The following is a 15,016-nucleotide window of genomic DNA, read 5'->3' as shown; positions in this document are numbered from 1 at the left end:
TTGTTGAGAGGACCCTGACATGGGCCTGTACGACCGGATCATGAGCGCCACCAACGACCCGACCAACGTCCTGAAGGTCAACTCCGCCGCACAAGCCGCGGCAAGGGTGGCCACCGACAGCGGGCACTCCGGCCTCGCCGTGGCCGCTGCTGCGGGCGCCGCACTGTTCGCCGCTGCGGACACCCTGCTGCACGCGCCGAAGGCCGGCGGCTACGCCACGTTCGACACCGACGACACCCAATAGCACCGAAGGAGCCCGGCCGTGAAGCGCACCGACGCCATCCGCATGCACAACGAGGAAGCCGCAGCCATCAGTCAGGCCGCGGAGACCGCCGCCGAGCCGACCCGCAGCTGGCTGCTGGACGTGGCAGGCGACCACCAGGCCGCAGCCGACGCCGCCCGCTTCGGCGAATACGAGTACGAGGACCTGGAGGACTGACCTCCACCCGCCACGACACCACACCGCTGACAGCACCTGACCTGAAAGAAGGAGGGCCATGGGCCCGTACGCGCACGGCTACGAGATCTCGCTCGGCGACGAACTGGGCATCGGCAACCGCCTGGAGTGCTGCGACGAGGAGATGACCGTCCACACGAACGACGGCGGCGCCTCGCAGCACGTCTGCGACACCTGCTGCACGACCGTCCGGGTGCGCGGCGACGGGCTCGTTGCCGACATCTGGGACTACGACCGGGACTTGGACTAGGAGAATCATGGCCACCCCGCGCCGCTACCAGTTCAACAACCCCCTACCCACCCCGCGGCAGGAACCGCCCCTGCCCGTCTACCAGCCCCAACCCATGCCCGGCCCCGTCGCCTACGACGACGGGCGGCCGATCGTCGTCCAGCACATCCACCAGGCCCCGCCGGACCGCACCGTCCAACGCGTCGCCCTCGGGGCCGGAATCGGCGGCGGCGCGGTGGCCGCTGGTGTCTTCCTCGGCCCGATGCTCGCCACGCTGCTGGCCTCCGCCGCCCTCCCGATCGGCTTCATCGCCCTGGCCCTGGTCTCCGCCGCATGGGGCGTGGGCCAGGTCGTGAAGTCCGTCGGCGGCCCCGAAGGGGAGTCGGCCGCGAAGAACGTCGCCAAGGCCCGCCGCCGCGGCTGACGGTTGCCCGATCCGCCCGCCCCACAGTGGGCGGTGAGGGGAGCCGGGACAGCCCCGGCCCAGACGGGAACCGAGATGGCCCAGCACAACCAGCCGCCACTCACCGCGGCCGAGAAGGCCAAGGTCGCCTGGCTGATCGGCCGGATGGCCAAACGCGGTCTGGCGGGTGACGAGGTCTACCAGGGCGACCTGGAACGGAAGTTGGAGGGTGTCCTGGAGGGCGCCCGCAAGCGGCAAGAGAGCCAATCCATGCAGTGACTTCGCCCCGGGACGGCCGTGCACGGCCTGGCAGCAGTCCGGCCGCCCCGGGCCTACCTCCGCCACATAGGCGGGGACAGGAGACTCCATCATGACCGAACCCGCGGCCGAGCAACCGCCGATGGGGACCGTCCACAACCTCGACGAACACCGCGCCACCCGCACCGCCGCCGCACCGGCGCCGGCCGTATCCCTGGTCAAAGACGCCACCACCCCCGTGCCGGTCGCTGACGCCGGCCCGGATCAGCCGCAACAGTCCGTCGTTGACGCCGCGTTGCCCTCCAGCCGCGCTCGCCGGATCAGGGGTATCGCCCGCCAGGTGCGGGCGCTGGTCACGCACGACCGCACGCGCGCATCCGTCGGACTGGTGGTGCGGCACGGTGGCTATGTCGTCGGCGGTGCCGGGGTCGTTGCCAAACGGGGCTGGGAGGGCCGCACCGTTGCCGTGCATCACCGGATGCGGGCCTTGGCCCTGGCCGCCGGGGATCACGCGGCGGCGGCCGAGTGGCAGGACCGGGCCGACCGGTTCCGTCGGGAGCGCCATACCCGGCGGATTGAGCTGGTCCACAAGGTGCCGACGATGGCGAAGTCGGCCGCGATCGGCACGGCCGCGGCCGAAGGCGCCCTGCTGCTGATCGGGATCTGCATGGCGATCCATGACCACGAGCTGCACGACGTGGTGGCCCCGACGCTGGCCGCCATCGACGCGATCCAGGCGCTGTGCTGGTTCGCGTCGATCGCCTGGGCCCCGGCACTGGGGCTGGCGGTCATGGCTGGCCTGTCGCATCTGTGGCGGGCCGGCCACAAGAACGAGACGGCCCCCGCGTGGACCCGGCCGGCATCCGGCACGGTGGACGACGTTCCGGTCACCCCGTCGGTCGTGGTCAAAGCCCTCTCCGACCTGGGCGTCCCCGCCTTGAAGAAAGCCATCAAGGAGATGGCCGACGGGGCAGCCGGGATGCTCGGGCCCATCACCCTCGCCGGGCGCGGCGTCGAGGTCGATGTCACCTTGCCGTCCGGCGTCTCGACGGAAGAGATCCTGGGCAAGCGCCGCAAGCTCGCCGAGAACCTCAACCGGCACGAGCACGAGCTGCACATGAGTATCCCGCCGGCGCCCCGCACGGTGCGCATGTGGATCGCCGACTCCGGTGCGCTGGATGAGCCGATCGGCCCGTCGCCGCTGGTCACGGACCCGGATGTGACGGCCGACTACAAGTCGGGCCGCGCCCCGTGGGGTCAGGACCTGCGCGGCGACACGGCGCTGATTTCGCTGTTCCAGCGACACATGCTCATCACCGGTCTGTCCAACCAGGGCAAAACCGCGTCCCTGCGGGCCCTGGCGCTGTGGCTGGCCTTTGATCCTCGGGTGAAGTTCCGCCTCGCGGACCTGAAGGGCGTCGGCGACTGGTCGATGTTCCGGGGGCTGGCCGAGGTGCTCATCGAGGGACCGACGGATGAACACGTCATCGCTGCCACGGAGATGGCCGAGGAAGGCGTAGAGGAGATGGGGCGCCGGATCGCGCTCATGAACGAGCTGACCCGCAAGGGCTGGTCACAAGACAAGATCCTGGCTGACCCGCGGTTCGATCCCCTGGTGCTCATCATCGATGAGGCCCAAGTCGCCTACGGCTCCGGCGCCAGGGAGACGTATGTCGCGGAGAACGGGACGGTCAAGTACGGCGCCCCCTATGGAGGATCGAAAGCGGACAGCCGGTACTTCCAGGCCATCAAAAAGATCCACGACCAGGGTCGAGCCGTGAGCGTCACGACCTGGGAGGGCACGCAGGACCCGACGAACGAGAACCTGCCGAAGCGGTCCCGCGAGGGCAATCACATCCGGGCCTCGCTCGTGGTGGGCACCGAGTCGCAAGCGGAGATGGCCGTCGGGGCTCAGGCCCTGGCGGGCGGCGCCGCCCCGCACAAGCTCCGCCAGGGGCTCGACAAGGGCACGCTCGTGGTGGCCGGCGACGGAATCAAGCTCGCCCCCGGCCAGTCATCGGTGACCGTGCGCACGCACTTCATCGACATCGACCCGGCCAAGGAGATCGCCGAACGAGCGAAGGCACTCCGGGCCGGCGTCCAGACGCAGAACGCCGCGGAGCCAGCCGAGGAGGTTGACCACCTCGCCGACGTGCTTGCCGTGCTCGGTACCGCGGAGCGCATGAAGTCGGATGAGGTCCGCCAGCGCCTGGCGGAACGGAACCCGGCCGTCTACCGGCCGTGGTCTGCGTCCGACCTGGCGCAGGCTCTCAAGCCGTTCGGGGCGGAGCCACGCAAGTACAACGGCAACCAGACGATCTCCCGCGCTCGGGTGGTCGCGGCCATCGAGACCCGCGCTGAAGACGTCGAGGACGCCGGAGAGATCGACTCAGCGTGATGGGGAGGGAGTTGGGGAGGCGGCGAGATCCTGGGGAGTTTTCCCCAACCGCCTCCCCAACCCGCCTCCCCACCCCTGACCTGCACATTCATCCCGGTTGGGGAGTCTGGGGAGCCTGGGGAGTCTCCACCCTGTGAGGGCCTGAACACCGCGGAAACGGGACCCGTGGCCCTCTCCCCACTTCCCTCCTGCACCAGCCAGCAGCTACACACGGTGACCAAGGAGCCGTTATGTTCCGTCTGCGCGTTCAGCGCGCCACTTGGCCCCGACCGGCCCTCGTCCTCACCGACACCCCCCGGCCCGACTGCCCGGGCTGCGAGGGCGACGGCGGCACCGCCTACGACTACGGCGACCCCGAGACCGGCGAGTACGCCGGCACCGGCTGGGAGCCCTGCACTTGCTGGGACCCCGACCGCCGCTGGCTCCTGATGCCGCTGCCGCGCCTGTCCCGCGTCCTGCGGCGGAGCCCGCCCAGCGGCTATAGCGACGAACCGCCCTTCTAACCCGAGAGGACACCAAGTGATCGAGACCTTCGAGACCATCCGCTACACCGCCGACGTGGTCGTCGTCAGTGCCGGCCGTGTCCTGCTCATTGAGCGAGGCTGGGACCCCTACGAAGGCCACTGGGCGCTGCCCGGTGGCCATGTGGACCCCGGGGAGACGAGCCGCGCGGCGGCTGCCCGAGAGCTGGCCGAGGAGACCGGCGTCCACGTGGCCGCTGCTGACCTGCGCCAGATCGGTGTCTGGGACCAGCCCGACCGTGACCCGCGCGGCAGGTACGTCACTGCCGCCTACCTTGCCGTGGTTCCCGCCGGCACCCCCATCGCCGCCGGAGACGACGCCCGCTCCGCCCGCTGGTGGCCCCTGAACGACCTGCCGCCGCTGGCGTTCGACCACGCCGACATCCTCCGCGCCGTCACCCGCCAGGGCGACCCCCTCAACCTCTGACCCCCGCCAGACACAGCGAGGGCGGCCCGCGTCTCGCCAAAGCCCGGGCCGCCCTCATCCACCAGCCCAGCGAAGAACTGTTGGAGGAGTCCAGCATGACCCAACCCACCGACATTCGGCGAGTAGCCCTCGCCCTGGCCGCCGCCGACGTGCCGGTCCTCCCCCTGCGGGCGGGCAAGGTCCCGTTCGGCAACTGCCCTGCATGCAAGGGGAATGCGTGCGGCGGGCGGCCGAACATGAAGAACGCCGGCCCTTGCGAGTGCCCACGACCATGCCACGCGTGGGCCGCAGCCACCACCGACCCCCGCGTCCTCACCTCTCCGGCATGGGCGTCCGTGTGGCGCGAGGCCGCGGCCGTCGCCTACCACCCTGGCGGGGCGGAGTTGACGGTGGTCGACCTGGACGACGCAGCAGCCGTCGCATGGGCTCGTGAGAATCTGCCCGCCACTCGCACGGTGTCGACGACGCGGGGTGAGCACTGGATCTACCGAGGTGCGATGCAGTCCGCGAACGCTGTGCGCCCCGGCATCGACATCAAGTCGCTCATGTCCTACGCCCGTTGGCTCGGTCCCGGATCCGGCATCATGACCGGTCTGCCCGACGCTGTGCGCGCGCTGGTCGTGAAGAAGCTCTCCACGGTCCGGCCCGTCGCCGTGCCCGCGCTCGCCGCCGGCGGGGAGTGCCGGCACCGCACGCCCACCTACCTGGAGCGCGGCATCGTCATGGCCGAGCAGCGCATCACCGAGGCGCCCAGCGCGGTCCACACCACCGTCTACCGGACGTTCCTCGCTGTCCTGTCGACCCACGGCCGGTGCGGCTGCCTCACGGACGCGCACATGCAGCGGCTGTTCGCCGCCGCGCAGGCCAAGGGAGAGACGCCCCGGCACTGCACCGACGCCTGGGCCAACGCCCAGGCCGCGCTGGGGTTGTGAGGCGTGATGTCCGACGAGGAGAAGAACCCCGCCCGCGAGGTCATCACCGACTACGCACAAGCGCACTTCCGGTACTTCCGCACCGCCGACGGAACCGTCTACGCGCAGAAGAACGGCCACCCCATCGCCCGCCCGATGCGCTCCCAAGGAACGACGGGCAGCCACCGGCAGGAACTCATGGTCGGCCTGTTCAAGGACGGGATCGGCGTGTTCAGCGGGACCGCGCTCAAGGAGGCGTTGGACTTGATCGAAGCACTCGCGCTGACCGAGGACGTGCAGCCCGTCCACATCCGCGTCGCCCCGGGCTTCGACGGAGCGACGTGGCTGGACCTGGGCCGCGACGACGGGCAGTCCGTCCGCATCCACCCCACCGGCTGGGACATCACCACCCCCGACCCGCGCGAGGTCTGCTGGCGACGCACCCAGCTCACCGGCGAACTGCCCTTGCCGGCCAAGGACACTGACGGCAAGGGCATCGACCTGCTGATGCGGCTGTGCAACTTCGCCAACGCCGAGACCGAATGCCTTGCCATCGCGTGGCTGATCGGCTGCCTTGGCCCGTCCGTGCCCGTCCCCGCCCCGTTCCTCACTGGGCCGCAGGGCGCCGGGAAGTCCACCGGCGGGCGCATGCTCATCAGGATCATCGAGGGCATGAGCGGGGACCTGCGCAGGGCTCCGAAGGACGAGGAGAACCTGATCGCGGCCGTGGCCGCCGGGTGGGTCACCGCCCTAGACAACCTCTCCCACATGACCCCGGACCTGTCCGACGCCATGTGCTGCATCGTCACCGGCGCCGAGAACGTCAAGCGCGCCCTTTGGACCGACGGGGACGTGTTCCGCGTCGGCTACCGCCGCCCCCTGCTCCTGACCGGCATCGACGTGGGCGTCATCCGGCCCGACCTCGCCGAACGCCTCCTGCCGCTGCGGCTGGAACGCCCCAGCGTCCGGCGCACCGAGGCCGAGCTGTGGGCGGAGTACGCCGAGGCTCTGCCCGTCGTGCTCGGCTCTCTCCTGGACCTGACCGTCAAGGTACGCGCGGTTGAGGCAGAGACCCCTACCGATCTGAGGATGGCGGACTTCGCCCACCTGTGCGCGCAGCTCGACGCTGCAACCGGCCTTGGGGCACTCAACGCCTACCGGGCCAGCCTGGACGACCTGAACGACGACGTCATCGAGGGCGACCTTCTCGCGCAGACCGTCCTCAAGCACGCCGACACCATCGAACCGGGTGGCGCGCAGCGCATGACGTCCACAGAGTGGCTGCACTGCCTCAGCCGTCTCTACGGCGACGAGGACTGCCGTCCTCTGCCCAAGGGCTGGCCTACCACGGGCAAGGTCCTCTCCGACCGGCTCAAGCGCCTTCAACCCACCTTGGCCGCCCGCGGTCTCCTCATCGACACCGGCCGCACCAGCGCGGGCCGTTATCTCGAAATGACTCGCCTGCCCACCTCACCCCCACGCGAGCAGAAGCCGATCTTCTGACCCGCGTCCGCCGCGGTCGCCCGGACAAGCAAGAGGAGCACCACCCGCCGCGGCGTGCTCCTCTTGCTGTTCGGCGGAACGCCGCCCAAGGGTCGTGCCGCGTAGCGGCTCCTTCTTCGCTCTTTGAGGGGGCGCTGCACTACAACAGACGCCCCTTCTTTTGTCCTAAGAAGGAAACGCTGCGTCATCTGCGTCATGCGAGCGGGAAAACGGCCGCTGACCTGCAACGGCAGCCATGACGCAGGCGACAGCCTCTGCGTCATCCTGCGTCATCTGCGTCATGGGGTGACGCAGCCCATGACGCTGCGATGACGCACCCCTGCACCGCTGCGTCAGAAAAAGTCGCAGGTCAAAAGCTCAGATGTCGCTGATGACGCAATGACGCAGAAATCCACGCCTCGGACAGCTCACCCTGATCGAAGAGGATCTCGCATGGACACAGCCGACATCGCCGCTGTTGATTCCACCCTCGTTCTGCTCACTGTCAAAGAGGCCGCCCGTCGACTCCAGATTGGGCGGACCGTCTGCTACCGGCTCATCAATTCCGGAGAGCTGGAGTCCTTGATGGTCTACGGACTCCGGCGCGTCCCCGCCGACGCGCCGGCCGCCTACCTCGCCCGCCGCCGCGCTGAGCAGCGCGCGGCCTAACCCACCCCTCACCGGAGCGCCACCCCTTCAACTGGGGTGGCGCTCCGGTCGTTTCACTCCCATATCTCAAGGAGCCCCGCCCATGGCGGACGACAAGAAGCGCACCCGGCAGCCCAACGGCCGGTCATCCATCTACTTGGGCAAGGACGGGAAATGGCACGGCCGCGTCACCGTCGGCGTACGGGACGACGGCACGCCCGACCGTCGCCACGTCGAACGCAAGACCCGCGCTGAAGTGACAGCCGCTGTACGTGAGTTGGAGAAGCAGCGAGACGCCAAGACCATCCGCAAGGCGGGTCGGCCGTGGACGGTCAAGACGTGGCTCACGCACTGGATCGAGAGCATCGCGCCGCTCGCCGTCAACGAGAACACGATGGTTGGTTACGGCGTCGCCGTGCGAAAGCACCTGATCCCCGCGCTTGGTGCTCACCGGCTCGACAAGCTCAAGCCGGAGCACATCGAGCACTTCTACGGACGGATGCAGGCCGACGGCCGCAAGGCCGGGACGATCCACCAGATCCACCGGACGTTCCGTACTGCGCTCAACGAGGCAGTACGGCGCGGTCACTTGGGGCGGAATCCCGTCCAGCTCGCCAAGGCACCCCGCCTGAGCGAAGAGGAGGTGGAGCCCTACACCGTCGAGGAAGTGCAGCGGCTGTTGCGCGCGGCGGATCGTCGCCGGAACTCCGCGCGGTGGGCGGTGGCGCTCGCACTGGGGCTCCGGCAGGGCGAAGTCCTCGGACTCAAGTGGGCGGACGTGGACCTCGAACGGGGAGTCCTGATGGTTCGTCGGAGCCGCCGCCGACCGCGTTACGCCCACGGATGCCGCGACACCTGCGACAGGAAGGCGGGTTACTGCCCACAGCGTCAGCGGACCAACCCGGAGACTGCCGACACGAAATCCCGTGCAGGACGCCGAGCGGTCGGACTGCCCGCACAGCTTGTGGACCTGCTCCGGACGCACCAGACCAAGCAGCAGGCCGAACGCGTGGCGGCCGGGGACGACTGGTCGGAAGAGGGCTGGCTCTTCGCGACGCTGACCGGCCGGGGCACGTCGCCGCGTACGGACTACGACGATTGGAAGGAGTTGCTCAGTGCCGCGAAGGTGCGAGACGGCCGACTGCACGACGCCCGGCACACCGCCGCGACGGTGTTGCTGATCCTCGGAGTCTCTGAACGGGCCGTCATGGGGCTCATGGGATGGTCCACCACGGCCATGGCCGCGCGATACCAGCACATGGTCGATTCCGTTCGCAGTGAGGTTGCCCGTCAGGTCGACGGACTCATCTGGAAGCCGGCCGGAGACGGACCGGATGACGACGATGACGGGCTTGCTGGGGCGCTCGTGCCGGCCAACTGAGACGGGAACTGAGACGGAAAGCGGTTGAGGCGCCCGATCCAAAAGGACCAGGCGCCTCAACTACCTGCGGTAGCGGAGGGATTTGAACCCTCGGTGACGGGTTACGCCACACTCGCTTTCGAGGCGAGCTCCTTCGGCCGCTCGGACACGCTACCGAGAGAGAGCTTAGCCCAAAGGGGCCCGTCTGCCGAAATCGACTCGTGGGTCGGTGGCCCGACGCGGGGCCGACGGGGCCCGACGGCGGTCAGCGGTCGCGGAAGAAGGCGGTGAGGAGGGCGGCGCAGTCGTCCTCCAGGACGCCGGTGACGACCTCGGGGCGGTGGTTGAGGCGGCGGTCGCGGACCACGTCCCACAGGGAGCCGACGGCGCCGGCCTTGGCGTCGCGGGCGCCGTAGACGACCCGGTCGACGCGGGAGAGGACGATGGCGCCGGCGCACATCGTGCACGGTTCGAGGGTGACCAGGAGCGTGCAGCCGGTCAGCCGCCACTCCCCGACGACCTCGGCCGCGGCGCGCAGGGCGAGGACCTCGGCGTGCGCGGTGGGGTCGCCGGTGGCCTCGCGCTCGTTGTGGCCGGTGCCCAGGACCGTGCCGTCGGCGGACAGCACGACGGCACCCACCGGGACGTCGCCGGTCCCGGGGGCGCGGGCGGCCTCCGCCAGCGCCCGGCGCATCGGCCCGGTCCAGGGATCGCGCAGCGGGTCGGGCGTGGCGGCGGGTGGGGTGGCGGAGGGCGGCACGGTCATGTCCCCAGTGTCGGGGACGGTGGGGTGGGGTGGTGCCGGGCCCGGGGGAGCGTGGGCCCGGCGGGGGCGGTACCTCCCGGCGGTGGCCGGGGGATCAGCGGACGGCCTCCAGGAGTTCGGAGCAGCCCAGGGCGTCGGCGATCTCGCTGAGCGCGTCGCCTTCGAGGGTGCGCAGTTCCCGTTCGCCGACGCCGATGTCCTCCAGGAGCCTGGCGTCGCCGAGCGGTCCCGCGGCGACCGCGGGGGTCTCCTCGGCCGCCGCCTCGGAGTCCTCCGCCGGATCCGGTTCACCGTCCTCGGTGCCGTCCAGGTCGAGCAGGTCGAGGTCGTCCGCGTCGTCGGCGTCGCGGCCGAGGAGTTCGTCGGTCAGCATCGAGCCGTACGAGCTCCTGGCGGCCGCCGCGGCGTTGGACACATAGACCCTCGGATCGTCCTCACCGTCGATCCGGATGACGCCGAACCAGGCGTCCTCCTGCTCGATGAGGACCACCACCGTGTCGTCTTCGACCGCTGCGTCTCGGGCCAGGTCGGCCAGATCGGTCAGCGTTTCCACATCGTCGAGCTCTGTATCGCTCGCTTCCCACCCGTCTTCGGTGCGCGCGAGCAGTGCGGCGAAGTACACCGTGACTCTCCCACTGGTCAGAGGCGTGCCGGGTCGGGCGGGGCGGCGCTGCACGCCGCTGCTCCCCGCCCCTTCGGAATCGTGGCAGAAACAACGCCTCCGCGCGCCGTCTTCGACACTGCGTCGTGCGGACGTTGTGAGAGATGTCGCTCACGTGACGGAGCGTGGGCGGTGCACGGCGGGCGCCGGGCCCCCGTGGCTCGGTTACTGTCGATGTCATGCGGATCCACGTCGTCGACCACCCGCTGGTGGCGCACAAACTCACCACGCTGCGCGACAAGCGCACCGACTCCCCGACTTTCCGGCGGCTCGCCGACGAGCTGGTCACCCTGCTCGCCTACGAGGCCACCCGTGATGTGCGCACCGAGCAGGTCGACATCGAGACGCCGGTCACGACGACCACCGGCGTGCGGCTCTCCCATCCGCGCCCCCTGGTCGTGCCGATCCTGCGGGCCGGGCTGGGCATGCTGGACGGCATGGTCCGGCTGCTGCCCACCGCCGAGGTCGGCTTCATGGGCATGGTCCGCAACGAGGAGACCTACGAGGCCCACACCTACGCGACGCGCATGCCCGACGACCTGTCGGGGCGCCAGGTGTACGTCGTCGACCCGATGCTGGCCACCGGCGGCACCCTGGTCGCGGCGATCAAGGAACTGATCAAGCGCGGGGCGGACGACGTCACCGCGATCTGCCTGCTGGCCGCGCCCGAGGGCGTCGAGGTCATGGAGCGTGAGCTGGCCGGGACGCCGGTGACGGTGGTCACCGCCGCCGTCGACGACCACCTGAACGCGGACCGGTACATCGTGCCGGGCCTGGGCGACGCCGGCGACCGGATGTACGGCACGGCCGGCTGACCGGAGCCGACGCGGACGCGCCGCGGCCCCGCACCGAGGAAGGGGTGCGGGGCCGCGGCGCGTCGTGCGGGGCCGCCGGGGGAGCGTCAGCACCTGGCGGTGACCGGTTGCCGGGGCGGGCCGGCCAGTTGGGCCTGGGCCTTGGCGGCCTGCTGCGGGGTGGCCAGGTCCCTGAAGGCGTCGCCGATGACCAGGTCGAGGTCGGCGCCCGTACGGCCGTCGGTCTTGAGCTGCGCGCCGGCGAGTTGGGTGGCCAGCACCTTCAGCGGTCCGGTGGCGGCGGCCTTGGGGCCGAGCAGTATGCCGGCGCCGGGCACCTTCTTGTCGTAGTCGGCCGGGGCGTTGCCCACCTTGCCGATCTGGAAGCCGCGCTTGTGGAGTTCGTCGGCGGTGCGCTTGGCGAGGCCGGAGCGCGAGGTGGCGTTGTAGACGTTGACGGTCAGGGACGCCGGGGCGGGCGGCTTCGCGGCGGTCGGTGCGGTGGTGCTGCGGGCCGTCGCGCCGCCGTGCGGGCACGGTCTCTTGTCCTGCGCGGCCTGGGCGGTGCTGCCCGGTCCGCCGAAGACGTCGATGAGCTGCAGGGTTCCCCAGCCGATCAGCCCGAGGGCGCAGGCACCGGCCATGATGCCGAGAACGATGCGGCGACGGTGGCGGGGGCGGCGCATCCGCGGATACCTGCCGCCCGTGATGCGGTACTTACCGCCCATGCCTGGAGGCGTCAGCATGCTCATGGCCGCAGCGTAGTGCCGGGCGCGTGCCGTGCCTACTAGATGATCTGTGCGTTGTCTGCGCGGAACCCGAGTGGGCCAATTCCGGCCAGAGCGGCGGCGACGGTGCCGGTCAGCCGAGTTCGAGGACGCGGGCGTGCAGCACCTGGCGCTGCTGCAGGGCGGCGCGGACCGCCCGGTGCAGACCGTCCTCCAGGTAGAGGTCGCCCTCCCACTTCACGACGTGGGCGAAGAGGTCGCCGTAGAAGGTGGAGTCCTCGGCGAGCAGCGTTTCGAGGTCGAGTTGCTGCTTGGTGGTCACCAACTGGTCGAGGCGTACCGGGCGCGGGGCGACGTCCGCCCACTGGCGGGTGCTCTCCCGGCCGTGGTCGGGATACGGTCGCCCATTTCCGATGCGCTTGAAGATCACACGGAAAGCCTACCGGGCTGGGGCCACTGGGCGCAGCCAGGAAGCAGGGGAGCAAAGGCGATCAATCGCGGCAAACTTGGATCATTGGCGGGTGATGGGCTGGCCGATACGGCGCGAACGGGCTATCGGGTCGCCGGGACCCACGGCGGGGCCGGATCACCACTTGTCGGCATCTGCCCGGCCCGGCTGCCAGTAGGTGACCGCTGCGGTGGCCGGATCCACGTGCAGGGGGGCGGGCCCGTCCACGCCGACCTGGGCGGGGGTGGCGCGAGAGGCCAGCGCGATCCCGAATTGGGACACCTTTTCGGCCGTGCTCCCCGGGGCGCTCCGGCCGCCGCCCGGGCCGCCGGGCGGGCCCGCGGTGATCACCGCGGCGTAGGCGGTGCCGTCGGGCGGCAGCGCGACCGGGGCGGGCGGCCTGGTGTACGGGAGCGGGGGGAGCGGGCCCGGGCGGCGGTCGCCGAAGTGCAGCAGGGGGTAGGGCTGGGCGGCGAAGGTGCAGGTGCGGGCGGAGATGTTGGTGACCGTCAGCAGCATGTGGCGGGCCCGGTGCGGCGCGGCGCCGGCGTGGAAGCGCAGCATGTCGGGCGTGCAGGCGTCCCGGGCGGCTGCGGGGGCGGGCGCGGCGGTGCGGGTGGTGGCCTCGGCGCGGTAGCCGGTGCCGTCCTGACAGCCGGCGAGCGGGAGGGCGGCGGCCAGCGCCAGCGCGACGACGAGGGCGCGGCCGCGGCGGGCGGCGGGGGCCGGGGACGGGCGCGGCGGGACGGGCCGGGTGAGCATGGGCATGATTCTCGGGGAAGGGGGCCCGGGGTGGGCAAGGGGGGACTCAGCGAACGTTGGGTGTCGCCTTCGGGGTGGGCGGGGGCGGGCTGGACGTGGGCGGGCCGGCGGACGGGGTGGCGGTTGGGGCGGTGGTCGGGGTGGTGTGGCGGGGGGCCCGGCTGCCGGGTTCGGTGCCGCGGGAGGGGCGGCCGGTGGGCGGGCTCGGGGTGGTGCGGACGGGGTCCGGGGACGGGTCGGGGGTGCTCGGGGACGGGCTCGGCGTGGTGGTGGCCGGCGGGGGCGTGGGTGGGGACGCCGGCATCGGGCGGGTCGGGGGGCCGGGGGTGGTGGCCAGATGTGCGGCGACGGCGAGCACGGCGGCGGTGGCCGCGGCGGCCAGCGGCAGGGCGAGGCGGCGCGGGCGGAGCCAGGGGGGGAGCGCGGGGAGGCGGCTGCGTCGGAGGTGCGGGCCCGGGGGTGCCGCCGGGCGGAGGTCGTGGACGCCGACGGCGTCGGCGCGGGCGGTGAGGGCGCGGCGCAGCCGGTCCTCGACGGGCCGTTCCGCGGCCGCGTCCCCGGGGGCGGTGTCGCGGGTGGTCAAGACCGTTCCTCCAGGATCTTCTCCAGGGCGTCCAGGGCGCGGCTGGCCAGGGACTTCACCGTGCCGCGGCTGACGCCCAGGGTCGCGGCGATCTCCGCCTCGGTGAGGTCGCCCCAGTAGCGCAGGACCAGCACCTCGCGGCGGCGCCGGGTGAGCCCGCCGAGCGCGGCGAGCACCTCGCGGTGTTCCTCGTCGAGGACCACCCGCTCCTCGGCGGAGGGCTCGGCGGTCTCGTGCGGCGGGGTGTAGTCGCGGGCGGTGCGGCGGCGGCGCAGCACCGAGCGGGCCGCGTTGACGACCGCGGTCCGCAGGTAGGCCAGGGCGTTGTCGACCTCGCCGAGCCGTTCGCCGTGCCGCTTGTAGAGGGCGGCGAACGCGTCCTGGACGACGTCCTCGGCGGTGGCGCGGTCGTCGACGAGGAGGACGGCCAGCCGGACCATGTTCAGCCGGTGGGCGTGGTAGAGCTCCGTGATGGTGGGGCGGGGCGGTTCCGCGGGCGGCGCCTCGGACCACATCTGGTGCGCGGCGCGCGGCAGTTGGTGGACGGTCGGCGCCTGCCGGGGCGGGGACTCGCGGCGGGTGGCGCGCAGCAGGCGGCGCCAGGCGGCGGGCCGGAGCCCCGGCAGGGCGAACCGTGCCGGGGCCGGGTGCGGTGCGAAGTGGGCCATCGTTCCCTCGGGCGTGCCCGGGCGGTCAGGCGCGGTTGCGGCGGACCGCGTAGAGGGCGCCGCCGCCGACGGCGATCAGGGCGGCCGCGCCGCCGCCGAGGGCGAGGGCGGGGGTGGAGGCACCGGTCTTGGCGAGCTGCTTGCGGTCGTCGCCCTTGGCGGGCGCGGGCGCGGCGCCGGGGTGGCTGGGGGTGGCGGTGGGCTGGTGGCCCGGGCCGACGGGGGAGGGGGTGGCGCTCTGCTGCGGCGGCTGGGTGGGCTGGGGGGTGGCGCTCTGCTTCGGGGGCAGCGTCGGGGCGGGGCTCGGGGTGGCGCTCTGCCGCGGCGGCTGGGTGGGCTCGGGGGCGGGGCTGCTGCTGTGGGCCGGCGCCGGCGCGGAGGACTCGGCGGCGTGGGCGGTGCCGGTCATCGAGACGGCGGCCAGCGCCACGGCGGCGAGCAGGCCGGCGCCGGCCGAACGGTGCAGGCGGGCGGGGCGAGCGGTACGGGTGGGGTTCACGGTCGGCTGCTCC

21 protein-coding genes and 1 tRNA gene are annotated in these 15,016 nt (G+C 71.9%); 13 read left to right on the top strand and 9 right to left on the bottom strand.

Translation table 11 applies throughout. From position 1 onward, the window contains the following. Nucleotides 1-19: 19 nt before the first annotated feature. From ACIQU6_RS06340 to ACIQU6_RS06285, 12 genes are all read left to right on the top strand, one after another. Complete coding sequence (locus tag ACIQU6_RS06340) at nucleotides 20-244, top strand: hypothetical protein (RefSeq protein ID WP_403480465.1); 225 nt, start codon at nucleotides 20-22, stop codon at nucleotides 242-244. A gap of 18 nt (nucleotides 245-262) precedes the next feature. After that, on the top strand, nucleotides 263-439 hold the full coding sequence (locus tag ACIQU6_RS06335) for a hypothetical protein (protein WP_403480464.1): 177 nt from the start codon (nucleotides 263-265) through the stop codon (nucleotides 437-439). Between the two features lie 58 nt (nucleotides 440-497). Further along, a complete protein-coding gene (locus ACIQU6_RS06330) occupies nucleotides 498-707 on the top strand; it encodes a hypothetical protein (protein WP_403480463.1) in 210 nt (69 codons plus the stop codon). A gap of 7 nt (nucleotides 708-714) precedes the next feature. Continuing rightward, on the top strand, nucleotides 715-1,110 hold the full coding sequence (locus ACIQU6_RS06325; protein ID WP_403480462.1) for a DUF6251 family protein: 396 nt from the start codon (nucleotides 715-717) through the stop codon (nucleotides 1,108-1,110). Between the two features lie 75 nt (nucleotides 1,111-1,185). Beyond that, nucleotides 1,186-1,368 carry a DUF6257 family protein gene (locus ACIQU6_RS06320; protein WP_403480461.1) on the top strand — a complete coding sequence of 61 codons (183 nt, stop codon included), beginning with the start codon at nucleotides 1,186-1,188 and terminating at the stop codon, nucleotides 1,366-1,368. Nucleotides 1,369-1,459: 91 nt separating this feature from the next. After that, complete coding sequence (locus ACIQU6_RS06315; RefSeq protein ID WP_403480460.1) at nucleotides 1,460-3,745, top strand: FtsK/SpoIIIE domain-containing protein; 2,286 nt, start codon at nucleotides 1,460-1,462, stop codon at nucleotides 3,743-3,745. Between the two features lie 230 nt (nucleotides 3,746-3,975). Beyond that, on the top strand, nucleotides 3,976-4,248 hold the full coding sequence (locus tag ACIQU6_RS06310; RefSeq protein WP_403480459.1) for a hypothetical protein: 273 nt from the start codon (nucleotides 3,976-3,978) through the stop codon (nucleotides 4,246-4,248). A gap of 16 nt (nucleotides 4,249-4,264) precedes the next feature. Next, nucleotides 4,265-4,693 (top strand): NUDIX domain-containing protein, encoded by a 429-nt coding sequence (locus tag ACIQU6_RS06305; protein WP_403480458.1) that lies wholly within the window; start codon nucleotides 4,265-4,267, stop codon nucleotides 4,691-4,693. Nucleotides 4,694-4,788: 95 nt separating this feature from the next. Then, a complete protein-coding gene (locus ACIQU6_RS06300) occupies nucleotides 4,789-5,625 on the top strand; it encodes a bifunctional DNA primase/polymerase (RefSeq protein ID WP_403480457.1) in 837 nt (278 codons plus the stop codon). 6 nt (nucleotides 5,626-5,631) lie between these two features. Next, a complete protein-coding gene (locus tag ACIQU6_RS06295; RefSeq protein WP_403480456.1) occupies nucleotides 5,632-7,107 on the top strand; it encodes an ATP-binding protein in 1,476 nt (491 codons plus the stop codon). A 432-nt stretch (nucleotides 7,108-7,539) separates the two neighbouring features. Then, the gene (locus ACIQU6_RS06290; protein WP_403480455.1) at nucleotides 7,540-7,755 is read left to right on the top strand and encodes an excisionase family DNA-binding protein; all 216 of its coding nucleotides are present in this window, start codon (nucleotides 7,540-7,542) and stop codon (nucleotides 7,753-7,755) included. A gap of 82 nt (nucleotides 7,756-7,837) precedes the next feature. Beyond that, nucleotides 7,838-9,115, top strand: coding sequence for a tyrosine-type recombinase/integrase (locus tag ACIQU6_RS06285; RefSeq protein WP_403480454.1), 1,278 nt, complete (start codon nucleotides 7,838-7,840; stop codon nucleotides 9,113-9,115). 67 nt (nucleotides 9,116-9,182) lie between these two features. Here ACIQU6_RS06285 and ACIQU6_RS06280 read toward each other — a convergent pair. The 3 genes from ACIQU6_RS06280 to ACIQU6_RS06270 all read right to left on the bottom strand — a co-directional run bounded on the left by ACIQU6_RS06280 (nucleotide 9,183) and on the right by ACIQU6_RS06270 (nucleotide 10,482). Next, nucleotides 9,183-9,270 (bottom strand) — tRNA-Ser (locus ACIQU6_RS06280). A gap of 89 nt (nucleotides 9,271-9,359) precedes the next feature. Then, entirely contained in the window at nucleotides 9,360-9,860 is a 501-nt protein-coding gene (tadA, locus tag ACIQU6_RS06275) for a tRNA adenosine(34) deaminase TadA (protein ID WP_403480453.1), read from the bottom strand. Between the two features lie 94 nt (nucleotides 9,861-9,954). After that, nucleotides 9,955-10,482: a hypothetical protein gene (locus tag ACIQU6_RS06270; protein WP_403480452.1), complete on the bottom strand. Its 528-nt coding sequence runs from the start codon at nucleotides 10,480-10,482 to the stop codon at nucleotides 9,955-9,957. Between the two features lie 218 nt (nucleotides 10,483-10,700). On the opposite strand from ACIQU6_RS06270, the gene upp reads away from it, so the two are divergent. After that, nucleotides 10,701-11,336, top strand: a complete 636-nt coding sequence (upp, locus tag ACIQU6_RS06265; protein ID WP_403480451.1) for a uracil phosphoribosyltransferase — start codon at nucleotides 10,701-10,703, stop codon at nucleotides 11,334-11,336. A gap of 86 nt (nucleotides 11,337-11,422) precedes the next feature. Here upp and ACIQU6_RS06260 read toward each other — a convergent pair whose 3' ends face one another. The 6 genes from ACIQU6_RS06260 to ACIQU6_RS06235 form a co-directional block, all read right to left on the bottom strand. Next, on the bottom strand, nucleotides 11,423-12,067 hold the full coding sequence (locus ACIQU6_RS06260; protein ID WP_403480450.1) for a LytR C-terminal domain-containing protein: 645 nt from the start codon (nucleotides 12,065-12,067) through the stop codon (nucleotides 11,423-11,425). A gap of 109 nt (nucleotides 12,068-12,176) precedes the next feature. After that, nucleotides 12,177-12,473 (bottom strand): type II toxin-antitoxin system VapB family antitoxin, encoded by a 297-nt coding sequence (locus tag ACIQU6_RS06255; RefSeq protein WP_030084955.1) that lies wholly within the window; start codon nucleotides 12,471-12,473, stop codon nucleotides 12,177-12,179. A 156-nt stretch (nucleotides 12,474-12,629) separates the two neighbouring features. Continuing rightward, nucleotides 12,630-13,253 carry a DUF4232 domain-containing protein gene (locus tag ACIQU6_RS06250; RefSeq protein WP_403480449.1) on the bottom strand — a complete coding sequence of 208 codons (624 nt, stop codon included), beginning with the start codon at nucleotides 13,251-13,253 and terminating at the stop codon, nucleotides 12,630-12,632. Nucleotides 13,254-13,299: 46 nt separating this feature from the next. Further along, nucleotides 13,300-13,836 (bottom strand): hypothetical protein, encoded by a 537-nt coding sequence (locus ACIQU6_RS06245; RefSeq protein WP_403480448.1) that lies wholly within the window; start codon nucleotides 13,834-13,836, stop codon nucleotides 13,300-13,302. Then, the gene (locus ACIQU6_RS06240; RefSeq protein WP_403480447.1) at nucleotides 13,833-14,504 is read right to left on the bottom strand and encodes an RNA polymerase sigma factor; all 672 of its coding nucleotides are present in this window, start codon (nucleotides 14,502-14,504) and stop codon (nucleotides 13,833-13,835) included. The genes ACIQU6_RS06245 and ACIQU6_RS06240 overlap by 4 nt, the downstream gene beginning before the upstream one ends. A gap of 25 nt (nucleotides 14,505-14,529) precedes the next feature. Next, nucleotides 14,530-15,003: an LPXTG cell wall anchor domain-containing protein gene (locus ACIQU6_RS06235; RefSeq protein ID WP_403480446.1), complete on the bottom strand. Its 474-nt coding sequence runs from the start codon at nucleotides 15,001-15,003 to the stop codon at nucleotides 14,530-14,532. Nucleotides 15,004-15,016 lie beyond the last annotated feature (13 nt).

The organism is Streptomyces sp. NPDC090442 (genome assembly GCF_044769405.1).
Taxonomy (GTDB): Bacteria; Actinomycetota; Actinomycetes; order Streptomycetales; family Streptomycetaceae; genus Streptomyces.
The sequence above is the reverse complement of the archived record's forward strand: the minus strand, read 5'-3'. Positions and strand labels throughout refer to the sequence as shown.

Bases quoted from the DNA above. Each gene is read 5' to 3' on its own strand.
- ACIQU6_RS06340 (WP_403480465.1), top strand. From the start codon at position 20: ATGGGCCTGTACGACCGGATCATGAGCGCCACCAACGACCCGACCAAC.
- ACIQU6_RS06330 (WP_403480463.1), top strand. From the start codon at position 498: ATGGGCCCGTACGCGCACGGCTACGAGATCTCGCTCGGCGACGAACTG.
- ACIQU6_RS06325 (WP_403480462.1), top strand. From the start codon at position 715: ATGGCCACCCCGCGCCGCTACCAGTTCAACAACCCCCTACCCACCCCG.
- ACIQU6_RS06320 (WP_403480461.1), top strand. From the start codon at position 1,186: ATGGCCCAGCACAACCAGCCGCCACTCACCGCGGCCGAGAAGGCCAAG.
- ACIQU6_RS06315 (WP_403480460.1), top strand. From the start codon at position 1,460: ATGACCGAACCCGCGGCCGAGCAACCGCCGATGGGGACCGTCCACAAC.
- ACIQU6_RS06310 (WP_403480459.1), top strand. From the start codon at position 3,976: ATGTTCCGTCTGCGCGTTCAGCGCGCCACTTGGCCCCGACCGGCCCTC.
- ACIQU6_RS06300 (WP_403480457.1), top strand. From the start codon at position 4,789: ATGACCCAACCCACCGACATTCGGCGAGTAGCCCTCGCCCTGGCCGCC.
- ACIQU6_RS06295 (WP_403480456.1), top strand. From the start codon at position 5,632: ATGTCCGACGAGGAGAAGAACCCCGCCCGCGAGGTCATCACCGACTAC.
- ACIQU6_RS06290 (WP_403480455.1), top strand. From the start codon at position 7,540: ATGGACACAGCCGACATCGCCGCTGTTGATTCCACCCTCGTTCTGCTC.
- ACIQU6_RS06285 (WP_403480454.1), top strand. From the start codon at position 7,838: ATGGCGGACGACAAGAAGCGCACCCGGCAGCCCAACGGCCGGTCATCC.
- tadA (WP_403480453.1), bottom strand. From the start codon at position 9,860: ATGACCGTGCCGCCCTCCGCCACCCCACCCGCCGCCACGCCCGACCCG.
- upp (WP_403480451.1), top strand. From the start codon at position 10,701: ATGCGGATCCACGTCGTCGACCACCCGCTGGTGGCGCACAAACTCACC.
- ACIQU6_RS06260 (WP_403480450.1), bottom strand. From the start codon at position 12,067: ATGAGCATGCTGACGCCTCCAGGCATGGGCGGTAAGTACCGCATCACG.
- ACIQU6_RS06250 (WP_403480449.1), bottom strand. From the start codon at position 13,253: ATGCTCACCCGGCCCGTCCCGCCGCGCCCGTCCCCGGCCCCCGCCGCC.
- ACIQU6_RS06240 (WP_403480447.1), bottom strand. From the start codon at position 14,504: ATGGCCCACTTCGCACCGCACCCGGCCCCGGCACGGTTCGCCCTGCCG.